We start from the raw sequence: 25,119 nt of genomic DNA, 5'->3' as shown, positions 1-25,119 counted from the left end.
TCATTTGGTGTTGATCAGTCCTGGACATCCGTCCGTCAACTGCCGCGGGTGCGCACGGCAGCGAGCGCGCTGTCGAGCCGCGGGGCCAGCGTGCGAGCGTAGGTGGCGGTGAGGTGGTTGTTGTCCCGGTAGACCAGGACGCCGCCGATGACCGCCGCGCAGCGGTCGGTGGGGCAGATCGCGTCGTTGAGGTCGACGAGGTGTACGCCCGGCTGTCCCTTTGCCGCCCGCTCCTGGGCGACGCCGCCGCCGGCCGCCAGCACCTCGTCGCGGGACGAGGCGCAGCGGGTGAGCCGGCCCGGGTTGGCGGAGACGCACTCGACCAGGTCGCGACGGTGGTATGGCGTGTCGCGGAGCACCACCACCGGAATCCCGACCTTGGTCATTTCCCGCCAGGTCTCGCGGAGGCCGTCCCCCAGCGTCTCGTTGACCCTCTCCGTCACCGGCTTGCCGTCGCGTACGGCGAGGTAGAGGGAGTTGCTGACCAACAACAGGTCGGGCGGATTCGCCCGTAGCTGGGCGTGGACGCGCCGGTTCCACTCGGTGCAGGTGCGGTACGGCCGTCCGGCCAACGCCACCTCCATCGTCAGGAATGGGCACGAGGACTTGGTATGTGTCACCACCCGCCACTTCCGCTTGGACGCGACTTCCTGCAGCGCGGGCAGCCACTGCGCGGCATGGGAGTCGCCGGCGAGCACGACGGTGTAGGCGGCATCCGCGACGCCGTACACACAGTTCAGCGGCTCACTGCTGTTCTGCTGGACGTGACAACCGGTCAGGGCAGTAATCGGTTGGTCCTTCGCCGCGACCAGCGGGTCCGGGGTGATGGAGGCGACCCGGTCGACGGGCCTGCCGGCGGGATCGTCGCGGGGCGACGCGCGCAGGACCGCGGCCCCGAGTGGCCCGAGCGGGGTGCTGCTCGCCGGTGCGCCGGCCCCGATCACGGGCGGCAGCGCCGAGGCCGGCGGGGGCGGTTGGGCTGCCGGCCAGACGGTGAGTTGGAAGAGGAGACCGGCGATCACCGCCGTGCCCGTGCAGAGGGCCCCGACCCGCAGCGCCTGTGCCGGCTCCCACTGCAGTGTCTGTGACCGGCGGATGGGGTTCTCCACGAAGCGGTAGGTGAGGATCGCCGGCACGGCCGAGGCCGCGACCACCGCCAGGCGCGCGGACGCACTCAACTCGCCGAACCGATAGTCGGCGACGACCAGCAGCGGCCAGTGCCACAGGTAGAGCGAATACGACAGCGCGCCGACCGTGCGCATCGGCGGCAGGCCGAGCAACCCCGCCGGACCGGCGCGACGGGCCACGCCCGCGAACGCGATGATCGCCGCCGTGCCGCCGGTGGGCAGCAGCGCGACGTACCCGGGAAAGGCCGACGCTGAGCTCAGCAGGAACGCCGAGGCGACCACGGCGGCGAGGCCGGACCAGGCAAGCAGGACGGCTAGCATGCGTGGGGTTCGGTGCACCAGGCCGCCGGCGATGGCCACCGCGCCGCCGAGCGCGAGTTCCCAGAGCCGGGTCGTGGTCACGAAGTACGCCGGCGCGGGGTCGGCCGACGTCAGGTGGATCGACCAGGCGAAGGACGGCAGGGCCACCACGGCGAAGCCGGCCATCAGCACGTCACGGCGCACCCGTCGCCGGCCGCCGAGCACGGCCAGTCCGAGCAGCAGCGGCCAGATCAGGTAGAACTGCTCCTCGACGCTGAGTGACCAGTAGTGTTGCAGGACGCTCGGCGCCTGGTCGACGAACATGTAGTCCACGGACTGCTCGGCGAGCCGCCAGTTCATCACGTACAGGGCGCTGGTCACCACATCCCAGGCGGTGTTGGCAAAGCGGACTTTCGGCAGGAACAGGTACGTGAGCAACAAGGTCGCCAGGAGCACCAAGCCGGCGGCGGGCAGTAGCCGCTTCGCGCGTCGCGCGTAGAAGCCGACCAGCGAGATTCGCCCGGTGCGATCGAGCTCGCTGACGAGCAGGCCGGTGATCAGGAAGCCGGAGATCACGAAGAAGACGTCCACGCCGACGAAGCCGCCGGGAACGAACCGGCTTCCGGCGTGGCCGAGCAGCACCAGAATGACCGCGACGGCGCGGAGCCCTTCGATGTCGCCCCGGAAGGACGCTGTTGGCGGTGGGGCCGCCTTCGGCCGGCTCAGTGTCTGCGTCATCGTCCCACCCGGAATGAGAGCGCCGTTTCATCTTTGCGGCGGACCAGTGTTTGGTTCTGGCTTCGCTGCGGATCAACGAGGCGGAGCTCCGGAGGGTTCGCTCGACTTCCCCGGCCCGGGAGCGTCGTCGCCTTCGGCCGTCTCGTCCGTTGAAGCAGGAGGGTGGCCAGCTGAGATGCCACCGCTGGGTGCCGCAATAACAGGTCAAATCGCCTGACAGGCACTAAAGCCCCTTATAATTTCCTCAGCGTTGATCCTTTGCATCGCCGACCCGGGAGCCCTTGTTGAGCAGTGAGAAGGTTGTCGTCATCGGCCAGGGGTACGTCGGCCTGCCGCTGGCGATGCGCGCCGTCGAGGCGGGCATGGAAGTCGTGGGCCTGGACACCGACACCGACCGGGTGAAGCGGCTCGCCGCAGGTGAGTCGTTCGTGGAGGACATCCCCGCGGACCGGCTCGGCCGAGCGCTCGGCAGCGGCCGGTACCGGCCGACCGGGGAGTACCGCGTCGCCGAGGGGTTCGACATCTGTGTGATCACGGTGCCGACACCGCTTCGGGACGGCGCCCCAGACCTGAGCTACGTCGAACGCGCCGGTGTGGGCATCGGGCCGTACCTGCGGCCGGGCTGCACGGTGGTGTTGGAGTCGACGACGTACCCGGGCACCACGGAGGAACTGCTGCGTCCGTTGCTGGAGTCGGCGAGCGGCCTCCGCAGTCCCGGCGACTTCCACCTCGGCTACAGCCCCGAACGCATCGACCCGGGCAATCCCGCCTGGCGGCTGGAGAACACCCCGAAGGTGGTCTCCGGCGTGGACGCGGCATCGCGCGCCCGGGTCGACGAGTTCTACCGGCGCATCGTCGACCGGACGGTCGTCGTGGACTCGACCCGAGTGGCCGAGCTGACAAAGCTCATCGAGAACACTTTCCGGCAGGTGAACATAGCCCTGATCAACGAGTTGGCGATGCTTTCACACGAGCTGGGCATCGATGTTTGGCAGGCCATCCGAGCGGCGGAGACGAAGCCGTTCGGGTTCATGCCGTTCCGGCCGGGCCCCGGTGTCGGTGGGCACTGCCTCCCGATCGATCCCTGCTACCTCTCCTGGCAGGTCAAGCGCCGCCTCGGCCGGCAGTTCCGCTTCATCGAACTCGCCAACGACATCAACCACGAGATGCCCGAGCACGTAACCCGGCGGGTGATGGCCGGGCTCAACCGCGCCGGGCACGCGGTCAACGGCTCGCGGCTGCTGCTGCTCGGGCTGGCGTACAAGAAGAACACCGGTGATATGCGGGACTCACCCGCCGTCGACGTGGCGCGTCGGCTGTGCGAGCTCGGTGCCGATGTGCGGGCGGTCGAGCCGTACGCCGAGGCGCACCAGATTCCGGCCGGGGTGCTCGTCGTACCGCTGAGCGAGCGTGAACTGCGGGCGGCGGACGCGGTGGTCGTGGTCACCGATCACGACGTGTTCGACTACGAGCTGGTGACCAGACACGCAAGGTACGTCTTCGACACCCGTAACCGGTGCGCCGGCCCCATGGTCGAGCGCCTCTGACCGGGTGACCACCGCCGCTGTCGCGACTGGCCCGCGCCCGGCGCTGGTCAGCGCCAGTCGTCGCCCGCCTCGAGCCGCTGGCTGAGCAGCCGCGCCAGGGGCATCGACTCGCCGTCCCGACCGCCGTACCCCACGACCAGCGGCGGAGCGCTGGGCAGGGGGTCGGCCCCGAGCAGCCGCGCCCGCAGACTCGGCGGCACGGTGAGCAGGTAGAAACGCCCGTCGGTGTCCACCGCCCGGCTGCGCGCCTGGTCCACGTACCAGCCGGCGATCCGGGTGCGGTAGCGGCCGCGGCCGTCGTAGCCGGTCGCGGTCAGTCGGTCGGTACGCAGCCCACGCCGCAGCGCCTCGGCGGCGAACCGAGCCACCAGCTCCGCAGCCTCCGCCTGTTCCGCGGAGCGTTTCCGGGCGTCGGCCGCGGCGTGCGCCCGCACCGCGCGGCGTTGCCGCTCCCGCCACTCCGAACGGTCTTCCCTACCCACGACCGCGAGGGTACGCGCGTCGCCGCCGGCCGCCCGCGTGGCTGTCCCCGGCGGTCCACTCCGCGCGGCGCTGTCGAGCTGAGTCGTCCGTGGACTCGGCTCGACAGCGCCGTGACTACACCGGGCAGGTCGGCGACCTGGCGTCAGGCCAGGCCGGCGCGGCGCAGCGCCTCCGCCATGGCGTCGTTGACCGGCGCCGGGGCCCCGCCCCCGCGTCCCTGTCGCTGCTGCGGGCCACCACGCGAGCCACCCCGGTCACCGCGCTGGCCGCCGCCCTGCCCCCCGGGCTGACCGCCGCCGCGCTGACCGCCCTGGTCCCGTCGGCCGCCGGCCTGGCGTCCGCCGCCGGCCGGCGTCTCGTCGTCCAGGCGCAGCGTCAGCGAGATGCGCTTGCGGGGCACGTCGACGTCGAGCACCTTGACCCGGACCACGTCGCCGGACTTCACCACGTCGCGCGGGTCCTTGACGAAGGTGTGCGACATGGCCGACACGTGCACCAGGCCGTCCTGGTGCACCCCGACGTCGACGAACGCCCCGAACGCGGCCACGTTGGTGACCACGCCCTCCAGCACCATGCCCGGGGTCAGGTCGCTGATCTTCTCCACGCCCTCCACGAACGTCGCGGTCCGGAACTCGGGGCGCGGGTCACGGCCGGGCTTCTCCAGCTCGGCCAGGATGTCGGTGACGGTGGGCAGGCCGAATTTCTCGTCGACGAAGTCGGTGGCCCGCAGCCCACGCAGGATGGTCGACTTCCCGATCAGCGCGCGGAGGTCCTGCCCGGTGGAGGCGAGGATCCGCCGCACCACCGGGTACGCCTCGGGGTGCACGCTGGAGGAGTCGAGCGGGTCGTCGCCGCCGGGAATGCGCAGGAAGCCGGCGCACTGTTCGAACGCCTTCGGGCCCAGCCGAGGCACCTTGCGCAGGTCAGCCCGGGTGCGGAACGGCCCGTTGGCGTCCCGGTGCAGGACGATGTTCTCCGCCAGCCCGGCGCCGATGCCGGAGACCCGGGTCAGCAGGGGAGCGGAGGCGGTGTTGACGTCGACGCCGACCCCGTTGACGCAGTCCTCGACCACGGCGTCCAGCGAGCGGGACAGCTTCACCTCGGACAGGTCGTGCTGGTACTGCCCGACGCCGATCGAACGCGGGTCGATCTTCACCAGCTCGGCGAGCGGGTCCTGGAGGCGGCGGGCGATGGAGACCGCGCCGCGCAGCGACACGTCCAGCCCGGGCAGCTCCTGTGAGGCGTACGCGGAGGCGGAGTAGACCGACGCGCCGGCCTCGGAGACCACCACCTTGGTCAGCTTCAGCTCCGGGTGCCGCTTGATCAGGTCGCCGGCGAGCTTGTCGGTCTCCCGGCTGGCGGTGCCGTTGCCGATCGCGATCAGCTCGACGCCGTGCGCCGCGGCCAGCGTCGCCAGCGTGTGCAGGGACGCGTCCCACTGCCGGCGCGGCTCGTGCGGGTAGATCGTGTCGGTGGCGACCACCTTGCCGGTGGCGTCCACCACGGCCACCTTCACGCCGGTGCGCAGACCCGGGTCCAGGCCCATGGTCGCCCGGGTGCCGGCGGGCGCGGCGAGCAGCAGGTCGCGCAGGTTGGTGGCGAAGACCCGGACGGCCTCCTCCTCGGCCGCCTGCCAGAGCCGCATCCGCAGGTCGGCGCCGAGGTGGATGAGGATCCGGGTACGCCAGGCCCAGCGCACCGTGTCGGTCAGCCACCGGTCGGCCGGGCGCCCCTGGTCGCTGACGCCGAACCGGCCGGCGATGGCCGCCTCGTACCGGGTCGGGCCGGTGACCACGGCGTCGGAGTCGCCCTCGGCCTCCGGATCCATGGTCAGGTCGAGGATGCCCTCCTTCTCGCCCCGGAACATGGCGAGGATCCGGTGCGAGGGGAGCTTCGGGTACGGCTCGGCGAAGTCGAAGTAGTCGGCGAACTTGGCGCCGGCGGCCTCCTGGCCGTCGCGTACCCGGGAGACCAGCCGGCCCCGCGACCACATCTGCTCCCGGAGCGTGCCGATCAGGTCGGCGTCTTCGGCGAAGCGTTCGATGAGGATGGCCCGGGCGCCGTCGAGGGCGGCGGCCGTGTCCGCCACGCCCTTGTCCGCGTCGACGAAGCCGGCGGCCGTCTCGCGCGGGTCCCGCGTCGGGTCGCCGAGCAGGGTGTCGGCCAGGGGCTCCAGCCCGGCCTCGCGGGCGATCTGCGCCTTGGTCCGCCGCTTCGGCTTGTACGGCAGGTAGATGTCCTCCAGCCGGGACTTCGAGTCGGCGGCCATGATCTGCGCCTCGAGGGCCTCGTCGAGCTTGCCCTGGGACCGGATCGACTCCAGGATCGCGGCGCGCCGCTCGTCCAGCTCGCGCAGGTAGCGCAGCCGCTCCTCCAGGGTGCGCAGTTGCGCGTCGTCGAGGGAGCCGGTGGCCTCCTTGCGGTAACGGGCGATGAACGGCACGGTGGCGCCGCCGTCGAGCAGCTCCACGGCCGCCCGCACCTGACGTTCGGCGACGCTGAGCTCGTCGGCGATCCGCTGATGAACAGACTGGGTCACGATCTGATCCGCCTTCTCGGGTGGGTTCCGCCCTGCATTGTGCCGCCCCCCTACGACGCGATGTGGGCGCACCCGCCGTCCGCTGCGCTACCGTGGGCGATCATGGAACGATCTGCGGATCCGCGGGCCCGCCGGCTCTTCGGTGGCAGCGCCCGGGCGCTCGGCGACCTGGCCGCCAGCCCGTTCCGGGCCGACCGGGACCGGATCGTCGCGTCGCCGTTCTTCGCCCGGCTGGCCGGGGTGACCCAGGTGATCAGCCCGGGCGGGTCCGGGCTGCTGGTGCACAACCGGCTCACCCACAGCCTCAAGGTCGCCCAGGTGGCGCGGGCGATCGCCGAGCGGCTGACCGCCGACCCGGCCCACCGGGATCTGCTGGAGAAGCTGGGTGGCTGCGACCCGGACGTGGTGGAGGCGGCGGCGCTGGCCCATGACCTCGGCCATCCGCCCTTCGGGCACCTGGGGGAGCGGGTCCTCGACCGGCTCGCGCGTCAGCGGCTCGGGCTGCCGGACGGCTTCGAGGGCAACGCTCAGTCGTACCGGATCGTCACCAGCACCGAGATCCGCGGCGCGGCGACCACCGGGCTGGACCTGACCGCCGCGGCCCGGGCGGCCATGCTGAAGTACCCGTGGACCCGGCTGGACCACCCGGACCCGCACCCACGGCACCTCGACCCGGCGCCGCGCGGCGCGGCCGTCCCGCTCGACGACCCGGAGAGCGGGTCGGCGAAGTTCGGCGCGTACCGGACCGAGGTGGACGACCTGCGGCAGGCCCGGGAGCCGTTCGCCGGGCGGATACCGGACTGGCAGCAGACCCCGGAGGCGTCCATCATGGACACCGCCGACGACATCGCGTACGCCATCCACGACGTGGAGGACTTCTATCGGGTCGGGGTGCTCCAGCAGGGCGCGGTGGCCGCCGAGCTGATGGCCTGGCAGCGCGAGTGCGGGCACTTTCGCGCGATCACCGAGCCCGCGCTGGCCGCCGCCGGTCGCCGGCCCGGCGCCGCCATCGAACGGCTGCGCCGCCAGTTGCAGCGCAAGGACGCCTGGATCGCCGACGACGAGGCGTTCGCCGCCGCCGTCGAACACGTCCGCGAGGAACTGGTGGAGGGGCTGCTGGCGCTGCCCTTCGACGGCTCGATCGAGGCCGAGCAGTACGTGGCCCGCTTCTCCGCCCGCTGGTCCACCCGGTTCGTCGAGGCGATCACGGTCGCCCCGGAGCCAGGCTTTCGCTCCGGGCACGTGCTGCTGGCCAAGGCGCAGTGGCACGAGGTGCAGGTGCTCAAGTTCGTCCACCACCGGTTCGTGCTGGCCCGCCCCGACCTGGCGCTGCACCAGCGGGGCCAGGCGCGGCTGCTCGGCACCCTGGTGGAGGCGCTCTGGGAGTGGCTGCTCGACCCGGAGGAGGAGTCCCGCCTGCCCCGCCGCCTGCACGATCTGGTCGAGCTGGCTGAGGCGGAGCTGCATCCGCGTACGCCGGACCGGATCGGCCGGGCCCGGGGTCGGGCGATCGTGGATTTCGTCGCCCAGCTCACCGACGGGCAGGCGGTGGCGATGCTGGACGCCCTGTCGGGCCGCTCCGGCGCGCTCTGGACCGACGCCTTCGTGCTCTGATCCGGTCGGGCGTCGGCACGCTCTGATCCGGGCGGGCCGCAGCAGGCCGGGTCAGCGGGCCGGGACGCCCTTCACGACCGAGTCGGGCGGCACGTCCCGTACGACGCAAGCGCCCGCACCCACGGTGGCCCCGGCCCCGACCCGCAGCCCGGGCAGCACCACCGCGCCCGCTCCCACCAGCGCCCCCGTCCCGAGCTGCACGTCGCCGGAGACGGCGGCGAGGGGGTGCAGCGACACGAAGTCACCGACGACGCAGTCGTGCGCGAGGGTGGCGTTCTGGTTGACGTGGAGGTGCCGGCCGGCGGTCACGTTCGTGGTGATCCGAGCCCCGGCGAAGACGACCAGGCCCTCACCGGCGACCATGTCGCCCCCTACGGTGGCGGCCGGGTGCACCAGGCTCGCGGCGGGGAGTCCGAGGGCGTCGACGCGTCGCCCGACCGCCCGCCGGACCCGGGGATCGCCCAGGCCGAGGACCAGGTGGGCCTGTGGTCGCAGGCCGGCCAGGGCGGACAGCGGCCCGAGGTACGTCATGCCGCCCGCTTCCACCCGCTTGCGGTTCTGCTCGGAGGGATGGTCGTCGACGAAGCCGAGGAACCGCCACGGCGGCCAAGCGGCGGCCGCGTTGACCGCGCCGACCAGTTGGGCGATCTCCCGCCCGTGCCCGCCGCAGCCGACGATGACAAGGTCGAGGCTCACCTTTCGCTCGTCCCCCTGCCGGCCGCCGCGCCGACCGGCACCCTCCCTTGACCGGCGGAGGCGCCCAGGAACTCGTGCGCGGTGGCGCTGCCCGGCGCACTGATCCCTTCCCGGCGCAGCACCGTCGCCGCGGTCCGGGCGATGATGCGCAGGTCGAGCAGGGTGCTGCGGTGGTCGACGTACCAGACGTCGTAGCCGAACTTTTTCTCCCAGCTCAGTTCGTTGCGCCCGTTGACCTGCGCGAGGCCGGTGAGCCCCGGGTGAACCTCGTGCCGGCGGAACTGCTCCTGCGTGTAGCGGAAGCGGTAGCTGGTGGGCAGCGGGCGCGGTCCGACCAGGCTCATCTCTCCCCGGACGATGTTCCAGAAGCTGGGCAATTCGTCCAGGCTGGTGTTGCGCAGCCAGCGCCCAAGCGGGGTGAGTCGGGCCGCGTCGTCGGCGCCGCCGGCTGAGCCAGCCGTCATGGACCTGAACTTCAGGATCATGAAAATGCGGCCGTGCCGCCCCACCCGGGCCTGCCGGAACAGTACCGGCCGGCCCATCGTCAGCAACACGGCCAGCGCGACCGCGGTGAGCACCGGGGCCGCGACGAGCAGCGCGAGCAGCGCGACGCAAACGTCGATGGCCCGCTTCACCGCCAGGCTCAGGGCCCGGCGAGCCGATCTTCCTTGCCGCAGGCCCCAGCGGGGTTCATGTAGGGAATTCGTATGCTGTGACCTCAATGTCCCATCCCACATGAGCGGGAAGCCTAGCCAAATATCGGCCGCAAGAGGCCTTGTCCAGCTTTTTCGGGTACGCGTGTCAGGCCACCGCCTGCCACCAGCCGTCCACGGGCGGCGGATCGTCCACCACGACCCGCTCCCCGGGGCGCGGCACCGCCAGCCGGACGTCCCGGGCCTTCGCCTCAGCCCATAGCCGGTCCACCGGCTCGGACCAGTCGTGCAGGGCCAGGTTGAAGGTGGCCCAGTGCACCGGGATGAACAGATCGCCGCGCAGGTCGAGGTGGGCGGCGACCGCCTCCTCCGGGAACATGTGGATGCTTGGCCAGGCCCGGTCGTACGCCCCGATCTGCATGAGCGTGACGTCGAACGGGCCGTGCGCGGCGCCGATCTCGGCGTAGCCGTCGAAGTAGCCGGAGTCGCCGGTGTAGAAGACCTTCCGGTGTGCCCCGGCCACCACCCAGGAGCTCCACAGGGTGCCGTCGCGGCGCAGCCCGCGGCCGGAGAAGTGCTGGGCGGCGGTGGCGGTGACGGTCACGCCGCCCACCCGATGGCTCTCCGACCAGTCCAGCTCGACGATCCGCTCCGCCGGCACGCCCCAGCGGTCCAGGTGGGCGCCCACCCCGAGCGGGACGACGAACGGCGCGGACTGGTGGGCGAGCAGCCCGCGTACGGTCGCCAGGTCCAGGTGGTCGTAGTGGTCGTGCGAGATGACGATCGCGTCGACGCGGGGCAGCTCGTCGAGGCGTACCGGTGGCTCGTGGATGCGGCGCGGGCCGATCAGGGCTGACGGGGAGCAGCGGTCGCTCCACACCGGGTCGACCAGCACCCGGCGTCCCTCGACCTCGATCAGGAGCGAGGCGTGGCCGTACCAGACGATGCCCAGCTCGCGGGCGCGGTCCGCCGGGGCCGGATCGGCCGGGCGCAGCAGCGGGACGGCGCTGCGGGGCCGCCGCTTCTGCTTGCCGAAAATCAGCTCCTTGAGCAGGTTGCGCCCGGGGTCGGCGACCATGGTGCGGGTGCCCGTCGGGTTGTGGAAGGTGCCGTCCCGAAACCGGGGAGAGCGGGCGGCGCGTTCCGCCCGGGCGCCGGTGAGCCGGCCGCCGAGTTGCAGGGGCACGTCGCGGCCCACCCAGGCCAGCCCGGCCAGCGCCGCGACCCCGGCCGTCCGCCACAGCCGCCGGCCCAGTGCCCGCTCGACCGCCTGTTCCTCCGCTGCGCCCATCCCCGTCCTTCCGTCGTGTCCCACGGGCTCCCACCGCGCCCGCCCGGCCGCCGCCGCGTACACGGTAGCCACCCCGACGCCGCGTCTTCGGTGTCAGGGCAATGCCTTCATGCCGCAATATCCCCTTTCCGGGCCATCCATCGGGTGCTACCCCGGAGAAGACGACTTGAACCCGGCCCCGTCCCGCCGTGGTCCTGTCTTTCGTGGCTCGGCCCGCGACCACTTCGGCTTCCCGGCGGCCGGCATCAGGTGCTTCGGTTCCTTTGGAGCTGACATCGCAAACGATTCACGCTCCGGATCCCGCCGGCCTGTGGCCCTGCCCCGGCAGCCGGGCGAGAACCCGTGTCGTGAGGTGAACTCACAGGGGATTCAGCTCGAAAGGCGCGGGATGAGACCTCTGTCGTGGGGTGACAGCACAGCCGACTCAGCTCCAAAGGCGGTCGCTGACCATCTCGCCGGTCGGCCACGGCGCGACGTATCCCGGAAAAGGGGCGACCGCCGCACCCCGGACGTGGGGTGCGGCGGTCGGTGGGGTCGGACGGCGGGTGGTCCCGCCGTGGGGCTCAGGAGCCCGGGGTGCCGGCGCGCTTCGACGTCGCCGTGAGGTAGTCCCGGTTGAGCCGGCCGATGGTGTTCAGCGGGATGCCCTTCGGGCAGGCCGCCGCGCATTCGCCGATGTTGGTGCAGCCGCCGAAGCCGGCCTCGTCGTGCGCGTCCACCATGCCGATCACCCGGGTGTACCGCTCGGGCTGGCCCTGCGGCAGCAGCGAGAGCTGGGTGATCTTGGCGGCGGTGAACAGCATGCCGGAGCCGTTCGGGCAGGCCGCCACGCAGGCGCCGCAGCCGATGCAGGCGGCCGACTCGAAGGCGGCGTCCGCGTCGGCCTTGGCCACCGGGGTGGAGTGCGCCTCCGGGGCACTGCCGGTCGGCGCGGTGACGTACCCGCCGGCGGCGATGATCTGGTCGAAGGCGTTCCGGTTGACCACCAGGTCCTTCACCACAGGGAAGGCACGGGCCCGCCATGGCTCGATGTCGATCGTGTCGCCGTCGGAGAACTGCCGCATGTGCAGCTGGCAGGCGGTGGTGCCGCGCTGCGGACCGTGGGCCTCGCCGTTGATCATGAGGCTGCACATGCCGCAGATGCCCTCGCGGCAGTCATGGTCGAACGCAATCGGCTCCTCACCGGAGAGGATGAGCCGCTCGTTGAGCACGTCGAGCATCTCCAGGAACGACATGTCCGGGGACACGTCCTCGACCTGGTAGGTCACCATCCGACCCTTGTCCTCGGGGCCGGGCTGGCGCCAGATGCGCAGGGTCAGGTTCACTTGTAGCTCCGCTGCGTGGGGTGAACGTATTCGAACTGCAGGTCTTCCTTGTGCAGCACCGGCTGGTCGCCGGCGTACTCCCAGGCCGCCACGTAGGCGAACCGGTCGTCGTCGCGCTGCGCCTCACCGTCGGGGGTCTGGTGCTCGGCCCGGAAGTGGCCGCCGCAGGACTCCTCGCGGTGCAGGGCGTCGATGCACATGAGCTCGGCCAGCTCGAAGAAGTCGGCCACCCGGCCGGCCTTCTCCAGCGACTGGTTGAGCCCCTCGCCGTCGCCCGGGACGCGGACCCGCTGCCAGAACTGCTCGCGCAGCTCGCGAATCTCGTCGATCGCCTTGCGCAGCCCGGCGTCGCTGCGCTCCATGCCGCAGTGCTCCCACATGATCTGGCCCAGCTCCCGGTGGAACGAGTCCACCGTCCGGTCGCCGTTGATCGAGAGCAGCTTCTGGATCCGCTCCTCGACCGCGGTGCGCGTCGCCACCACCTCGGGGTGGCTGGCGTCGACCTTCCCGAACGACCCGGCGCCGGCCAGGTAGTTGGCCAGGGTGTTCGGCAGCACGAAGTAGCCGTCGGCCAGGCCCTGCATCAGCGCCGAGGCGCCGAGCCGGTTCGCGCCGTGGTCGGAGAAGTTCGCCTCACCGATCACGAACAGGCCCGGGATGGTCGACTGGAGGTCGTAGTCGACCCAGAGGCCACCCATCGTGTAGTGCACGGCGGGATAGATCCGCATCGGGACCTCGTACGGGTCCTCGCCGGTGATCCGCTCGTACATCTCGAAGAGGTTGCCGTACTTCGCCTCGATGGCCTTGCGGCCGAGCCGGTTGATCGCGTCGGCGAAGTCCAGGTAGACGCCGAGTCCGCTCGGGCCGACGCCGCGGCCGGAGTCGCAGACGTTCTTCGCGGCGCGGGAGGCGATGTCCCGGGGGACCAGGTTGCCGAAGGAGGGGTAGATCCGCTCCAGGTAGTAGTCCCGCTCGTCCTCGGGGATGTCCTTCGCGGGGCGGCTGTCGCCCTTGGCCTTCGGCACCCAGACCCGGCCGTCGTTGCGCAGCGACTCGCTCATCAGGGTCAGCTTCGACTGGTGGTCGCCGGAGACCGGGATGCAGGTCGGGTGGATCTGCGTGTAGCAGGGGTTGGCGAAGTACGCGCCCTTGCGGTGCGCCCGCCAGGAGGCGGTGACGTTGCAGCCCTTGGCGTTGGTGGAGAGGTAGAAGACGTTGCCGTAGCCGCCGGAGGCGAGCACGACCGCGTCGGCCATCTCGGTGGTGATCTCACCGGTGACCAGGTCCCGCACCACGATGCCGCGCGCCCGGCCGTCGACGACGACCAGCTCCAGCATCTCGTGGCGGGCGTTCATCTCCACGTTGCCCAGGCCGATCTGCCGCTCCAGGGCCTGGTACGCGCCGAGCAGCAGCTGCTGGCCCGTCTGGCCCCGGGCGTAGAAGGTGCGCTGCACCTGCGCGCCGCCGAAGGAGCGGGTGTCCAGCAGGCCGCCGTACTCGCGGGCGAACGGGACGCCCTGGGCGACGCACTGGTCGATGATGTTGACCGAGACCTCGGCCAGCCGGTGCACGTTCGACTCACGGGAGCGGAAGTCGCCGCCCTTGACCGTGTCGTAGAAGAGCCGGTGCACCGAGTCGCCGTCGTTGCGGTAGTTCTTGGCGGCGTTGATGCCACCCTGGGCGGCGATCGAGTGGGCCCGGCGCGGGCTGTCCTGGTAGCAGTAGGACTTGACGTGGTAGCCCTGCTCGGCCAGGGTCGCCGCGGCGGAGCCGCCGGCCAGGCCGGTGCCCACCACGATCACGGTCAGCTTCCGGCGGTTGGCCGGGTTGACCAGCTTCGCCTCGAAGCGGCGGCGGTCCCACCGGGTCTCGATGGGGCCGTCCGGGGCCCTGGTGTCGGCGATCGGGTCGCCTTCGGTGTAGAGATCCATGTCAGGACACCAATCCGGTGAGTACGGCGAACGGAACCACCAGGTAGCCGCCGACCAGCACGACGGCGAAGACCAGCGCGGCGGCCCGGGCCCGGCGCTCGCCCTTCGGGGTCTGCTGGCCGAGGCTGCGGAACGCGCTGAACGCGCCGTGCCGCAGGTGGAAGCCGAGCATGACGAGGGCCAGGACGTAGAAGAGGGTGACGTACCAGCGCTCCGGGGCGAAGTCGGCGACGACGTTGCCGTACGGGTTGCTCGGGTCGCCCTTCGGGTTCAGGTGACCGGTGGTCAGGTCCAGGATGTGGTAGATCACGAAGAGCAGGATGATCACCCCACCCCAGCGCATCGTGCGGGCCGCGTAGTTCACGTGGATCTTGCGGCGGTGCGCGTACGGCACCGGGCGGGCGGCGCGGGCGCGCATCGCCAGGGCGGTGGCGGCCCCGATGTGACCCAGCACGGCTGCGGTCAGCACCGTCCGCTGGATCCACAGGAACCAGGTCGACGGCAGCAGCGGCTTACCGAGGTCGCGCAGCCAGGCCGCGTAGTGGTCGAACGAGGTCTCCCCCGTGAACACCTTCAGGTTGCCGAGCATGTGCAGGACGAGGAACAGCACAAGGAGAATGCCCGTCACCGCCATGACGGCCTTGAGACCGACGTTCGAGCGAATGGGCGACCGAGTTTTCGTGATTACCACGCGACCGACGCTAGGAGCAGTTCGATCAGTCGTCCAATGCATCGACCTCGCAGTCTTGATAGCCATAAGCTATGCACATGCAGCTCCACCAGCTCCGCTACTTCGTTGCGGTCGCAGAAGTACGACATTTCACCCAAGCCGCCGACCTGGTGGGCATCACCCAGCCCTCGTTGAGTAAGCAAATTCACGCCCTGGAGACCGACCTCGGGGCCCCGTTGTTCGAGCGGGTAAGGGGCAACATCGCTCTGACCTCGGCGGGTGAGGTGCTGCTGCCGCTGGCGAAGCGGATCCTCGCCGACGTCGACACCGCCATCAGAGAGGTGCAGGAGCTGGTCGGGCTGCGCCGCGGCCGGGTACGGCTCGGCGCCACGCCCAGCCTGGCCACCTCCCTCGCGCCCCCGGTGCTGCGCCGGTTCCGCGACGCGCACCCCACCGTCGACCTGCGGGTGGAGGAGGGCGGCTCCCAGGTGCTGGTCCGCGACCTGCTCCGCGGCGACCTCGACCTGGCTCTGATCATCATGCCGGCGGGCGGCACCGACCCGGGGCTGCGCGCCGACCCGATCCTGCGGGAGAGCCTGGTGGTCGCCTCGCTCGACCCGCTGCCCGTCGCCGCCGACGGCGGCGAGATACGCATCACCGACCTGCGGGACCAGCCCCTCGTCATGTTCCGCGAGGGCTACGACCTGCGCGACGCCACCCTCCAGGCGTGCCGGGACGCCGGCTTCGAGCCTCGGCTGTCGGTGGACGGCGGGGAGATGGACGCCGTGCTCAGCTTCGTCGAGGCGGGGCTCGGCGTCGCGCTGGTGCCCGGCATCGCGGTGGCCCGCCGGGCCGGCATCCGGGTCACCCGGCTCGCCCGGCCCGGCGTACGGCGCACCATCGCGGTGGCCCGCCGCCGCGACGTGGTGCCCACCCACGCCGGCCGCGAGCTGCGCCGCATCCTGCTGGAGTACGTCCACGACGCCACCTTCAGCAACGAACTCCCGCCCGGCGTCGAACCCCTGCCGTGACTAACGCCCCTCGGCCTCGTCCATCGCCCGGTAGATGCGCTGCTCCGAGACCGGATACGGGGTGCCGAGCGCCTGGGCGAAGATGTTCACCCGCAGCTCCTCGATCATCCAGCGGAGCTGCCGGACCGCGACCGACTGCCGCTTCGCGGGCGGCAGGGCGTTCAGCAGGTCCTGGTACTCCCGCTGCACCACCGCGATCCGGTCCTGCTGCTGTTTGTCCCGTTGCGGGTTCCCGGGCAGCCGGTCCAGCCGGCGCTCGATCGCGGTGAGGTAGCGCAGCAGGTCGGGCAGGCGGGCGTACCCGGCCTCGGTGATGAAGCCCTTGTGCACCAGGCCGCCGAGCTGGCTGCGGATGTCGGCCAGCGCGGCCACCACGGCCAGGTTCTTCGTCGCGCCGAGCCGCTGCTCCACCGCGTACGCGGCGGCGAGCACCTGCCGGACCCGGCCCATCACCTCGACCACGGTGTCGACCAGGTCGGCGCGGACCTTGTCGCGCAGCGCGGCGAATCCGTCGGCGTCCCAGGCCGGGCCGCCCGCGTCGGCCACCAGCCGGTCGATCGCCGCGCCGGTGGCGTCCTCGATCAACGCCGGCACCCCGCCGTGCGGGTTGCGCGACAGCGCCAGCTTGGCCTCGTTGCTCAGGCGCCCCTGCAGGAACTTCGCCGGGGACGGCAGGGTCAGCCGGAGCAGTCGCCGGGTGCCGGCCCAGTGCGCGGCCTCCTGCTCGGCCGGGGAGTCGAACACCTTCACCCCGACCGTGGCGCCCTCGTCGACCAGCGCCGGGTACGCGGTCACCGCGTATCCGGCGCGGACCTGCTCGATGGTGCGAGGAAGATCGCCGATGCTCCACTCGCGAAGGCCCGTCCGGGCGACGTCGGGCGCGGCGGCGGCGACGACCTGGCGTACCTCCTGGCGGAGTTGGCGTTGCAGGGCCGGCAGGTCCTTGCCCTCGGCGACCGGCTTGTCGTCCTCGCCGAGCACCCGGAAGGTGACCCGCAGGTGCGGCGGGAGCTTGGCCAGGTCCCAGGCGTCCGGCGGCACGGTCGTCCCGGTCATCCGGCGCAGCTGCCGGGTGAGCGCGTCCAGCAGTGGCTCCTCGCCGGGAGTGATCGCCGCGAGGGCGGCCCGGGCGTAGTCGGGCACCGGGACGAAGTTGCGCCGGATCGCCTTGGGCAGCGACCGGATCAGCCCGATCACCAGCTCCTCGCGCAGCCCGGGCACCTGCCAGTCGAAGCTTTCCGCCGGCACCTGGTTGAGCAGCGGCAGCGGGATGTCCACCGTGACGCCGTCGGTCGGGGTGCCCGGGTCGAACGTGTACGTCAGCGGCAGGGTGACCCCGTCGGTGCGCCACTCGTCCGGGTAGTCGGCCTCGTCCACCCCGCCGCGGCCGGAGTTGACCAGCAGGTCACGGGTGAAGGTGAGCAGGTCCGGCTGTTCCCGGCGGGTCTTCTTCCACCAGCTGTCGAAGTGCCGGCCGGAGACCACGTCGGCGGGGATCCGCTGGTCGTAGAACTCGAAGATCGTCTCGTCGTCGACCAGGATGTCCCGCCGCCGGGCCCGGTTCTCCAGCTCCTCGATCTCGGCGAGCAGCCGCTGGTTGTCCGGCCAGAACTGGTGGTGGGTCTGCCAGTCGCCCTCGACCAGGGCGTGCCGGATGAACAGCTCGCGGGAGAGCGCCGGGTCGATCCGCCCAAAGTTGACCTTGCGGGAGGTGACGATCGGGATGCCGTACAGGGTGACCTTCTCGTACGCCATCACCGCCGCCTGCTTCTTCTCCCAGTGCGGCTCGCTGTAGCTGCGCTTGACCAGGTGCTGGGCGAGCGGCTCGACCCACTCGGGCTCGACCCGGCCGGCGACCCGGCCCCAGAGCCGGGAGGTCTCCACGAGCTCGGCGGCCATCACCCAGCGTGGCGGCTTCTTGAACAGCGCCGAGCCGGGGAAAACAGCGAATTTCGCTCCCCGCGCGCCCAGGTACTCGTGCTTCTGCGCGTCCTTGAGCCCGAGGTGGGAGAGCAGGCCGGGCAGCAGCGACTGGTGCACCTTCGGGGTGTCGATCTCCTCCGGCAGGTCCGCCCCGGCCCCGCGCCGGCCGTCACCCTTCTCCGAGGTACGCAGCACCTGGCGCAGCTGGCTGACGATGTCCTGCCACTCGCGTACCCGCAGGTAGTTGAGGTATTCCGCCTTGCACATCCGGCGGAACGCGCTGGAGGACAGGGCGCGCTGCTGCTCGCGCAGATACCGCCACAGGTTCAGGTACGCGACGAAGTCCGACTCCTTGTCGGCGAACCGGGCGTGTGCCTGGTCGGCCTGGGCCTGCTTGTCGGCGGGGCGCTCGCGCGGGTCCTGGATGGAGAGCGCGGCGGCGATCACGATCACCTCGGTGGCGCAGCCGTTGCGCTCGCCCTCGAGGACCATCCGGGCCAGCCGGGGATCGACCGGGAGCTGGGCCAGCCGCCGGCCCAACGGGGTGAGCCGCTTCGCCGGGTCGGTCTCGGCCGGGTCGAGCGCGCCCAGCTCGTGCAGCAGGTTGAGCCCGTCGGTGACGTTGCGCCGGTCCGGCGGGTCGATGAACGGGAACGCGGCGATGTCGCCGAGCCCGATCGCGGTCATCTGCAGGATGACCGAGGCGAGGTTGGTGCGCAGGATCTCCGGGTCGGTGAACTCGGGGCGGGCCGCGAAGTCCTGCTCGTCGTAGAGGCGGATGCAGATGCCGTCCGAGGTACGCCCGCAGCGCCCCTTGCGCTGGTTGGCGCTCGCCTGGGAGACCGGCTCGATCGGCAGCCGCTGCACCTTGAGCCGGCTGGAGTAGCGGGAGATCCTGGCCGTGCCCGGGTCCACCACGTACTTGATGCCGGGGACGGTCAGCGAGGTCTCCGCGACGTTGGTGGCGAGCACCACCCGGCGCCCGGCGTGCGGGGCGAACACCCGGTGCTGCTCGGCGGTCGACAGCCGCGCGTACAGCGGCAGGATCTCGGTGCCCAGCAGCGAGCGTTTCTTCTGCACCAGCTTGCCGAGGGCGTCGGCGGTGTCTCGGATCTCCCGTTCGCCGCTGAGGAAGACCAGCACGTCGCCCGGCCCCTCGGCGGCCAGCTCCTCGACGGCGTCGCCGATGGCCTGGATCTGGTCGCGGACGTTCTCCTCGTCGGCCTCGTCCGCCTCCTCGGCCTCGGTGACCTCGACCAGCGGCCGGTAACGTACCTCGACCGGATAGGTCCGGCCGGACACCTCGACGATCGGCGCGGGGTTGCCCTCCGCGTCCGCGAAGTGCTTGGCGAACCGGTCGGTCTCGATGGTCGCCGAGGTGATGATCACCTTGAGGTCGGGCCGGCGGGGCAGGAGCTGCCGGACGTAGCCGAGGATGAAGTCGATGTTGAGGCTGCGCTCGTGCGCCTCGTCGATGATGAGCGTGTCGTACTGGCGCAGCATCCGGTCGTTCTGCAACTCGGCCAGCAGGATGCCGTCGGTCATCAACTTGACCAGGCTGTGCTCGCTGACCTGGTCGGTGAAGCGCACCTTGTAGCCGACCACGCCGCCCAGCTCGGTGCCGAGCTCCTCGGCGATCCGATCCGCCACCGTACGCGCGGCGAGCCGGCGGGGCTGGGTGTGGCCGATCAGCCCGGTGATCCCGCGGCCCAGCTCCAGGCAGATCTTGGGCAGCTGGGTGGTCTTGCCGGAGCCGGTCTCGCCGGCCACGATCACCACCTGATGGTCGCGGATGGCGGTGGCGATGTCGTCCTTGCGCTCGCTCACCGGCAGCTGCGCCGGGTAGCTGATCGTCGGCACGGCGGCCCGCCGGCTCGCCAGCCGCGCCTCCGCCCGGGTCACCTCGGCCGCGATCTCGGCGAGCGTCGACTCGCGCCGCTGCGGGTCGCGCAGCTTCCGGACCCCGTCGAGGCGTCGCTGGAGGCGCCGCTGGTCGCGGAACATCAACGGGGAGAGACGGCGGTGCAGGTCGCGGGCGGTCTCGGGTGCGGCGGGTACGGCTGGAGTCTGCATGTCGTCGCCAAGGATAGGCAGCCGCGCGTCGGAGCGCTCCGGGGTTACCGCCGGTCCGCGTCCGGCTAGAGTGGCCGCCGAGGTCGACAACGGGACGTGATGATCATGCGGGACACCGATCGGGCGCTGGTGCAGGCCGCCACGGCCGTGGCCAAGCTGCGCTGCCGCAGCGACAACCACACCGTCGCCGCCGCCGCGCGGACCACCGACGGCCGGGTGTTCACCGGCGTGAACGTCTACCACTTCACCGGTGGCCCGTGCGCCGAGGTGGTGGCGATCGGGGCCGCCGCCACCCAGGGCGCCGGCGACCTGGAGACCATCGTCGCGGTGGGGGACCGGGGCCGGGGCGTCCTCCCACCGTGCGGTCGCTGCCGGCAGGTGCTCCTCGACTACTTCCCGTCGATCAAAGTGATCGTCGGCCCGATGGACGCGCTGCGCGCGGTTCCGGTGGCCGACCTGCTGCCCGAGACGTACGTCTGGTCGGACCACCAGGTGGAGGCGCCGGCCGCGCCGCGCACCGGGGTGGGGTCGACGCCGGTGGTGCCGGGCAGCCGCGAGGCCGCGGAAGAGTAGTCAGTCCCCGGACGCCAGCTCCAGCATGGACGTGGGCACCGGAACCGACTCGAACCGGAGCACGCCCTCCGGCATCTGCCAGCTCATCACCCGGGCGACCAGCTGTCCGGAGCTCACGGCCGGGTCGTTGGCGTAGAGCTCGCGGGCCATCTGCGGGTCCACCGAGAGCACCGCGAAGCCGCGGATCCGCGCGTCGTCGCCGCCGAGGAACGGCCCGGCGGCCAGCACGGCGCCCTGCTTCACCAGCCCGGCCTGGTGGGCCAGGTGCGTGTCCCGCAACCGGTCGGCCGCGTCCCGGGGAAGTTCCGGCGGGTCGTCGGGACGCACCAGGAGGACGACGGTGTGCTGGTCGAATCGCATGCCCCCAGCGTAGGGCGCAAACCGGGTGAAAAGGGGTTACCTCGGAGTCCGGGCCCGCAGGGCCGCGGTCGGTCGGCGGCACGATCCCGTGGTCGGCGTAGAACCGAATGGTCTTGACCGTCAGCCCGGTACGCCGGGTCAGGTCGCCGATCGAGTAGCGCGTCTCGACCCCAAGTTAGGCTCACCTAACCCGTCTGGCTAAGGTAAGGCGAACCTAACCTAGAAGGGCGGGAGTTTCGTGACCACCGTCGCCGTGCGGCCCGCCCGGGTCGGCGCCCCCAGCCGTCGAGGCGTCCGGCGCCGCCTCGCGGTCACCCTGGCGGCGGCGCTCCTGCTCACCGTCGCGCTGCTGGCCAGCCTGGCGCTGGGTAGCCGCCCGCTCCCCGTCGACGCGGTGTGGGGCGCGCTCACCGCCCCGGACGGCGGCGACGCCAGCACGATCGTCCGCGAGTTGCGGCTGCCGCGTACCGCCCTGGGGCTGGTGGTCGGGCTCGCCCTGGCCGTCGCCGGTGTGCTCTTCCAGGCCGTCACCCGCAACCCCCTCGCCGAGCCGCGCATCCTCGGCGTCAGCGCCGGCGCGTCCGTCGGCGTGGTGCTGGCCATCGCCGTCTTCGGCGTCGGCACCCTCACCGGATACGTCTGGTTCGGTGTTGCCGGCGCGCTCCTGGCCGGCCTGCTGGTCTTCGCCGTCGCCAACCGCACCCGGGAGGGCGCCAGCCCGGTCACCCTCGCGCTGGTCGGCGCGGCCCTCGACGCCAGTCTCGGAGCCATCGTGTACGCGCTGCTCAGCATCGACGCGCGCACCTTCGAGGAGTACCGGTTCTGGGTGGTCGGCGGCCTCACCGGCCGGGGCGTCGGCGTCGCCGGGCAGGTGCTTCCCTTCGTCCTTGCCGGGGTGGCCCTGGCCGCCCTGGTCGCCCGGGGCCTCGACGCGCTCACCCTCGGCGACGACGTCGCCCGCGGCCTCGGGCACCGGATCGCCCTGGTACGCCTCGGCGCCGGCATCGCCGGCGTGCTGCTCACCGGCGCCGCCGTCGCCGCCGCCGGACCGATCGCCTTCGTCGGCCTGGCCGTGCCGCACCTGGCCCGGTCCCTGGTCGGCGCCGACCATCGGTGGACCCTGCTGGTCGCCGGGCTGCTCGGCCCAGCCCTGCTGCTCACCGCCGACATCATCGGCCGGCTGATCGCCCCACCCGGCGAGGTCCCCGCCGGCATCATCACCGCCCTGCTCGGCGCCCCCCTACTAGCCATCCTGGTCCGCCGCACCCGGGTGGTGACCGCGTGACCGCCCCCACCGTCGGCCTGCCGGGGCGGTCGCTGTTGCGGGTCGGGTCGGTGACCGTGCAGGTCCGCCGCCGCCCGGTGCTCGTCGCCGCCACGCTGTTCCTGCTGCTTGCCGGTGCCGTCGTGCTCAGTCTGTCGCTCGGCACCCCGTACGTCGCCCTCGGCGACGTGCTGCGTTCGCTCGCTGGCGCCGGCACCCCGTACGACCTGGTGGTGCTGCACCTGCGACTGCCCCGCGCGGTGCTCGCGGCGCTGGCCGGGGCCGCCTTCGGTGTGGCCGGCACGCTGATCCAGAGCGTGGCCCGCAACCCCCTCGCGAGCCCCGACGTCATCGGCGTCACCCAGGGCGCCGGGCTGGCCGCGACGCTGGCCCTCACCAGCGGTGCCGCCGCGATCCTGGTCGCGCCGGCCGCGCTGCTCGGTGGCCTGGTCGCGGCGGCCCTGGTGTTCGCCCTGGGGGCCCGGCACGGGCTGGCGGCGCAACGCTTCGTCCTCGCCGGAGTGGCGGTGGCGTTCGCGTTCCGCGCGCTCATCGAGGTGGTGATGCTGGCCGCCGACCCGATCGACGGGCTGCGCGCTCAGCTCTGGCTGATCGGCACCCTGGCCGGCAAGGGCTGGACCGAGGCCGCCTGGATCGGCGCCACCCTCGTCGTGCTGCTGCCCGTGCTCGGCTGGGCGGGCTGGGCGCTGCGCAGCACCGCACTCGACGACGACACCGCCCGGGGGATCGGGCTGCGCCCCGTCGCCCGGCGGATCGGGCTGGCCGGCACCGGCGTGTTGGTCGCTGCCATGGTCACCGCCCAGGTCGGCGCGGTGGACTTCGTCGCCCTGGTCGCCCCGCAGGTGGCGCGCCGGCTGGTCCGGGCGGAACGGCCGCCGATGCTGTGCGCCGCGCTGCTCGGGGCGCTGCTGCTGGTGCTGGCCGACCTCGCCGGCCGCCGCCTGCTCGCCCCCGTCCAGCTCCCGGCCGGGGTCCTCACCGCCGCGATCGGCGGGCCGTACCTGATGTTCCTGCTGCTACGCACCGGAGGGAGGCGGTCGTGACCGCGATGCTGTCCACCCGTGACCTGGTCGTCGGCTACGACGGTCGGACGGTCCTGGACGGGCTGGACCTCGACCTGCCCGCCAACGCGTTCAACGTCATCGTCGGCCCGAACGCCTGCGGCAAGTCCACGCTGCTGCGCACCATGGCCCGACTGCTCACCCCGCGTCGCGGCAGCGTGCTGCTCGACGGCGCGGTGATCCGGGAACTACCCACCCGCGAGGTGGCCCGCCGCCTCGGCGTACTGCCGCAGAGCCCGCTCGTGCCCGAGGGAATCACCGTCGCGGATCTGGTCGGCCGGGGCCGGCAGCCGTACCAGCGCTGGTGGCGGCAGTGGTCGACGGAGGACGGCCGGGCCGTCGAGGAGGCCATGGCGCTCGCCGACGTCGCCGGGCTCGCCGACCGGCCGGTGGACACCCTCTCCGGCGGGCAGCGGCAGCGGGTCTGGATCGCGATGACCCTGGCCCAGGACACCGAGGCGTTGCTGCTGGACGAGCCGACCACCTTCCTCGACCTCGCCCACCAGGTGGAGGTGCTGGAGCTGCTGCACCGGCTGCGCGCCGAGCGGGGCCGGACCGTGGTCGCCGTGCTGCACGACCTCAACCAGGCCGCCCGGTACGCCGACCACCTGATCGCCATGCGCGCCGGCGCGGTGGTCGCGGCCGGCCCGCCGCGCGAGATCCTCACCGCCGACCTGGTCCGGGACGTTTTCGGGCTCGCCTGCGTGGTCGTGCCCTGCCCGGTCACCGGCGCACCCCTCGTCGTGCCGGCCCTCACCCAGCCTACGACCGCCCCGGCTGCCGTTTCGGCCGCCGATCCAGCGGGCGATCCGGCTGCCGTCCCGCCGGCTCCGGCCGGCTCCTTCGTCGGCGACGCCTGAGCGCTCGCCGACCCGTACCAAACGAAAGGACCCTGATGCGTCGTCTCGCCGCCGTTCTCACTGCGGCCCTCGCCCTCGGCGTCGGCCTCACCGCCTGTGGAAAGAGCGACCCCGCCCCCGGCACGGCCCCCGGCCAGACCCGGGAGATCACCCATGCGATGGGCACCACCAGCGTGCCCGCCGAGCCGAAGCGCGTGGTGGTGCTCGACACCGACAAGATCGACACTGCGCTCTCGCTCGGCGTCACGCCGATCGGCGCGGCGACCGCCGGTGAGGCGAGGAGCTGGCCCACCTACTTCGGGGCGGAGAAGCTCGCCGGGATCAAGGAAGTCGGGGTGCTCACCGAGCCCGACCTGGAGACCATCAACGCCCTCCAGCCCGACCTGATCCTTGGCAGCAAGTTCCGCCAGGAGAAGTTCTACGACGAGTTGTCCGCCATCGCGCCGACGGTCTTCACCGAGAAGGTGGGCGTCACCTGGAAGGAAAACTTCCTCCTCGACGGCCAGGCCCTGGGCCGGGAGCAGCAGGCGCGCGACCTGCTCGCCAGCTACGAGAAGCGGGCCAAGGACCTCGGCGCTTCGCTCGGCGACGCGGCCGGCCGGGAGATCTCCATCGTGCGCTTCATGCCCGGCAACATCCGGGTGTACGGCCCGGAGTCGTTCTCCGGCATCGTCGTCGGCGACACCGGGCTGGGCCGCCCCGTCCGGCAGCGCCTCGACGGCAAGAAGGAGCGGCGTTTCGAGCAGGTCAGCCCGGAGCGGGTCAACGAGGTGGACGGCGACATCATCTTCGTGACCGCGTACGGCGAGACGGCCGCCGCCGAGCAGGCGAAGGTCACTGCCGGCAGCCTCTGGCAGGGCCTGTCCGCCGTCAAGGCCGGCAAGGCCCACGTGGTGTCGGACGAGACCTGGATGACCGGCATCGGCGTCACCGCCGCCAACAAGATCCTCGACGACCTGGAGAAGTACGTCTCCGCCTGAGGGCCGCCCCGACTCTGCCCAAGATCCGCACAACTTCAGGGAAAGTGCTGCCTCGATCG

19 protein-coding genes and 1 pseudogene are annotated in these 25,119 nt (G+C 72.1%); 8 read left to right on the top strand and 12 right to left on the bottom strand.

Annotated elements, in window-relative coordinates; genetic code table 11:
• Positions 1–35 precede the first annotated feature (35 nt).
• Positions 36–2,165 carry an acyltransferase family protein gene (locus ABZ671_RS08965; RefSeq protein ID WP_357853630.1) on the bottom strand — a complete coding sequence of 710 codons (2,130 nt, stop codon included), beginning with the start codon at positions 2,163–2,165 and terminating at the stop codon, positions 36–38.
• A gap of 284 nt (positions 2,166–2,449) precedes the next feature.
• Here ABZ671_RS08965 and ABZ671_RS08960 point away from each other — a divergent pair, with 284 nt between their 5' ends.
• Positions 2,450–3,712, top strand: a complete 1,263-nt coding sequence (locus ABZ671_RS08960; RefSeq protein WP_357853627.1) for a nucleotide sugar dehydrogenase — start codon at positions 2,450–2,452, stop codon at positions 3,710–3,712.
• A gap of 47 nt (positions 3,713–3,759) precedes the next feature.
• On the opposite strand, the gene ABZ671_RS08955 is transcribed toward ABZ671_RS08960, so the two are convergent.
• Together ABZ671_RS08955 and ABZ671_RS08950 are read right to left on the bottom strand one after the other, a co-directional pair.
• Positions 3,760–4,194: a hypothetical protein gene (locus tag ABZ671_RS08955; RefSeq protein WP_357853624.1), complete on the bottom strand. Its 435-nt coding sequence runs from the start codon at positions 4,192–4,194 to the stop codon at positions 3,760–3,762.
• A gap of 143 nt (positions 4,195–4,337) precedes the next feature.
• Entirely contained in the window at positions 4,338–6,734 is a 2,397-nt protein-coding gene (locus ABZ671_RS08950) for a Tex family protein (protein ID WP_357853621.1), read from the bottom strand.
• 102 nt (positions 6,735–6,836) lie between these two features.
• Between ABZ671_RS08950 and dgt the strand changes: the two genes are divergently transcribed.
• On the top strand, positions 6,837–8,348 hold the full coding sequence (gene dgt, locus ABZ671_RS08945; protein WP_357853618.1) for a dGTP triphosphohydrolase: 1,512 nt from the start codon (positions 6,837–6,839) through the stop codon (positions 8,346–8,348).
• 51 nt (positions 8,349–8,399) lie between these two features.
• On the opposite strand, the gene ABZ671_RS08940 is transcribed toward dgt, so the two are convergent.
• The 6 genes from ABZ671_RS08940 to ABZ671_RS08915 form a co-directional block, all read right to left on the bottom strand.
• Positions 8,400–9,044: a NeuD/PglB/VioB family sugar acetyltransferase gene (locus tag ABZ671_RS08940; RefSeq protein WP_357853616.1), complete on the bottom strand. Its 645-nt coding sequence runs from the start codon at positions 9,042–9,044 to the stop codon at positions 8,400–8,402.
• A complete protein-coding gene (locus ABZ671_RS08935; RefSeq protein ID WP_357853613.1) occupies positions 9,041–9,679 on the bottom strand; it encodes a sugar transferase in 639 nt (212 codons plus the stop codon). Before ABZ671_RS08935 ends, ABZ671_RS08940 begins: the two co-directional genes overlap by 4 nt.
• A 166-nt stretch (positions 9,680–9,845) precedes the next feature.
• Positions 9,846–10,988: an MBL fold metallo-hydrolase gene (locus ABZ671_RS08930; RefSeq protein WP_357853610.1), complete on the bottom strand. Its 1,143-nt coding sequence runs from the start codon at positions 10,986–10,988 to the stop codon at positions 9,846–9,848.
• Positions 10,989–11,551: 563 nt separating this feature from the next.
• On the bottom strand, positions 11,552–12,313 hold the full coding sequence (locus ABZ671_RS08925; RefSeq protein ID WP_357853607.1) for a succinate dehydrogenase/fumarate reductase iron-sulfur subunit: 762 nt from the start codon (positions 12,311–12,313) through the stop codon (positions 11,552–11,554).
• A complete protein-coding gene (locus ABZ671_RS08920) occupies positions 12,310–14,244 on the bottom strand; it encodes a fumarate reductase/succinate dehydrogenase flavoprotein subunit (RefSeq protein WP_357853604.1) in 1,935 nt (644 codons plus the stop codon). Before ABZ671_RS08920 ends, ABZ671_RS08925 begins: the two co-directional genes overlap by 4 nt.
• A 1-nt stretch (position 14,245) precedes the next feature.
• Positions 14,246–14,977, bottom strand: coding sequence for a succinate dehydrogenase cytochrome b subunit (locus tag ABZ671_RS08915; RefSeq protein ID WP_357853601.1), 732 nt, complete (start codon positions 14,975–14,977; stop codon positions 14,246–14,248).
• A gap of 29 nt (positions 14,978–15,006) precedes the next feature.
• Here ABZ671_RS08915 and ABZ671_RS08910 point away from each other — a divergent pair, with 29 nt between their 5' ends.
• Positions 15,007–15,945 carry a LysR family transcriptional regulator gene (locus ABZ671_RS08910; protein ID WP_357853598.1) on the top strand — a complete coding sequence of 313 codons (939 nt, stop codon included), beginning with the start codon at positions 15,007–15,009 and terminating at the stop codon, positions 15,943–15,945.
• Here ABZ671_RS08910 and hrpA read toward each other — a convergent pair whose 3' ends face one another.
• Complete coding sequence (gene hrpA, locus ABZ671_RS08905) at positions 15,946–19,941, bottom strand: ATP-dependent RNA helicase HrpA (RefSeq protein ID WP_357853595.1); 3,996 nt, start codon at positions 19,939–19,941, stop codon at positions 15,946–15,948.
• A 105-nt stretch (positions 19,942–20,046) separates the two neighbouring features.
• Here hrpA and ABZ671_RS08900 point away from each other — a divergent pair, with 105 nt between their 5' ends.
• On the top strand, positions 20,047–20,514 hold the full coding sequence (locus tag ABZ671_RS08900) for a cytidine deaminase (RefSeq protein ID WP_357853592.1): 468 nt from the start codon (positions 20,047–20,049) through the stop codon (positions 20,512–20,514).
• On the opposite strand, the gene ABZ671_RS08895 is transcribed toward ABZ671_RS08900, so the two are convergent.
• Positions 20,515–20,874, bottom strand: coding sequence for a YciI family protein (locus tag ABZ671_RS08895; protein WP_357853589.1), 360 nt, complete (start codon positions 20,872–20,874; stop codon positions 20,515–20,517).
• 64 nt (positions 20,875–20,938) lie between these two features.
• A pseudogene (locus ABZ671_RS08890) lies at positions 20,939–21,025 on the bottom strand (MerR family DNA-binding transcriptional regulator); the annotation flags it as partial.
• An 87-nt stretch (positions 21,026–21,112) separates the two neighbouring features.
• Between ABZ671_RS08890 and ABZ671_RS08885 the strand changes: the two are divergent.
• From ABZ671_RS08885 to ABZ671_RS08870, 4 genes are read left to right on the top strand one after another with little or no spacing between them, the layout of a single operon-like run.
• The gene (locus ABZ671_RS08885; protein WP_357853586.1) at positions 21,113–22,159 is read left to right on the top strand and encodes an iron ABC transporter permease; all 1,047 of its coding nucleotides are present in this window, start codon (positions 21,113–21,115) and stop codon (positions 22,157–22,159) included.
• The gene (locus ABZ671_RS08880) at positions 22,156–23,202 is read left to right on the top strand and encodes an iron ABC transporter permease (protein ID WP_357853583.1); all 1,047 of its coding nucleotides are present in this window, start codon (positions 22,156–22,158) and stop codon (positions 23,200–23,202) included. The genes ABZ671_RS08885 and ABZ671_RS08880 overlap by 4 nt, the downstream gene beginning before the upstream one ends.
• A 5-nt stretch (positions 23,203–23,207) precedes the next feature.
• Positions 23,208–24,080, top strand: a complete 873-nt coding sequence (locus ABZ671_RS08875; protein ID WP_357853830.1) for an ABC transporter ATP-binding protein — start codon at positions 23,208–23,210, stop codon at positions 24,078–24,080.
• A 35-nt stretch (positions 24,081–24,115) separates the two neighbouring features.
• Positions 24,116–25,060, top strand: a complete 945-nt coding sequence (locus tag ABZ671_RS08870; RefSeq protein ID WP_357853580.1) for an iron-siderophore ABC transporter substrate-binding protein — start codon at positions 24,116–24,118, stop codon at positions 25,058–25,060.
• The last annotated feature ends 59 nt before the right edge of the window (positions 25,061–25,119 follow it).

The organism is Micromonospora sp. NPDC006766, from assembly GCF_040636055.1.
In the GTDB taxonomy this organism is placed as follows: Bacteria; Actinomycetota; Actinomycetes; order Mycobacteriales; family Micromonosporaceae; genus Micromonospora.
Note: the sequence above shows the minus strand (reverse complement) of the source record. Positions and strands in the feature narration are given on the sequence as shown.

Excerpts from the sequence above, each read along its gene's own strand:
- ABZ671_RS08910 (WP_357853598.1), top strand. The coding sequence starts at position 15,007 with ATGCACATGCAGCTCCACCAGCTCCGCTACTTCGTTGCGGTCGCAGAA.
- ABZ671_RS08920 (WP_357853604.1), bottom strand. The coding sequence starts at position 14,244 with ATGGATCTCTACACCGAAGGCGACCCGATCGCCGACACCAGGGCCCCG.
- ABZ671_RS08965 (WP_357853630.1), bottom strand. The coding sequence starts at position 2,165 with ATGACGCAGACACTGAGCCGGCCGAAGGCGGCCCCACCGCCAACAGCG.
- ABZ671_RS08915 (WP_357853601.1), bottom strand. The coding sequence starts at position 14,977 with ATGCATTGGACGACTGATCGAACTGCTCCTAGCGTCGGTCGCGTGGTA.
- ABZ671_RS08895 (WP_357853589.1), bottom strand. The coding sequence starts at position 20,874 with ATGCGATTCGACCAGCACACCGTCGTCCTCCTGGTGCGTCCCGACGAC.
- ABZ671_RS08930 (WP_357853610.1), bottom strand. The coding sequence starts at position 10,988 with ATGGGCGCAGCGGAGGAACAGGCGGTCGAGCGGGCACTGGGCCGGCGG.
- ABZ671_RS08870 (WP_357853580.1), top strand. The coding sequence starts at position 24,116 with ATGCGTCGTCTCGCCGCCGTTCTCACTGCGGCCCTCGCCCTCGGCGTC.
- dgt (WP_357853618.1), top strand. The coding sequence starts at position 6,837 with ATGGAACGATCTGCGGATCCGCGGGCCCGCCGGCTCTTCGGTGGCAGC.
- ABZ671_RS08875 (WP_357853830.1), top strand. The coding sequence starts at position 23,208 with ATGCTGTCCACCCGTGACCTGGTCGTCGGCTACGACGGTCGGACGGTC.
- hrpA (WP_357853595.1), bottom strand. The coding sequence starts at position 19,941 with ATGCAGACTCCAGCCGTACCCGCCGCACCCGAGACCGCCCGCGACCTG.
- ABZ671_RS08900 (WP_357853592.1), top strand. The coding sequence starts at position 20,047 with ATGCGGGACACCGATCGGGCGCTGGTGCAGGCCGCCACGGCCGTGGCC.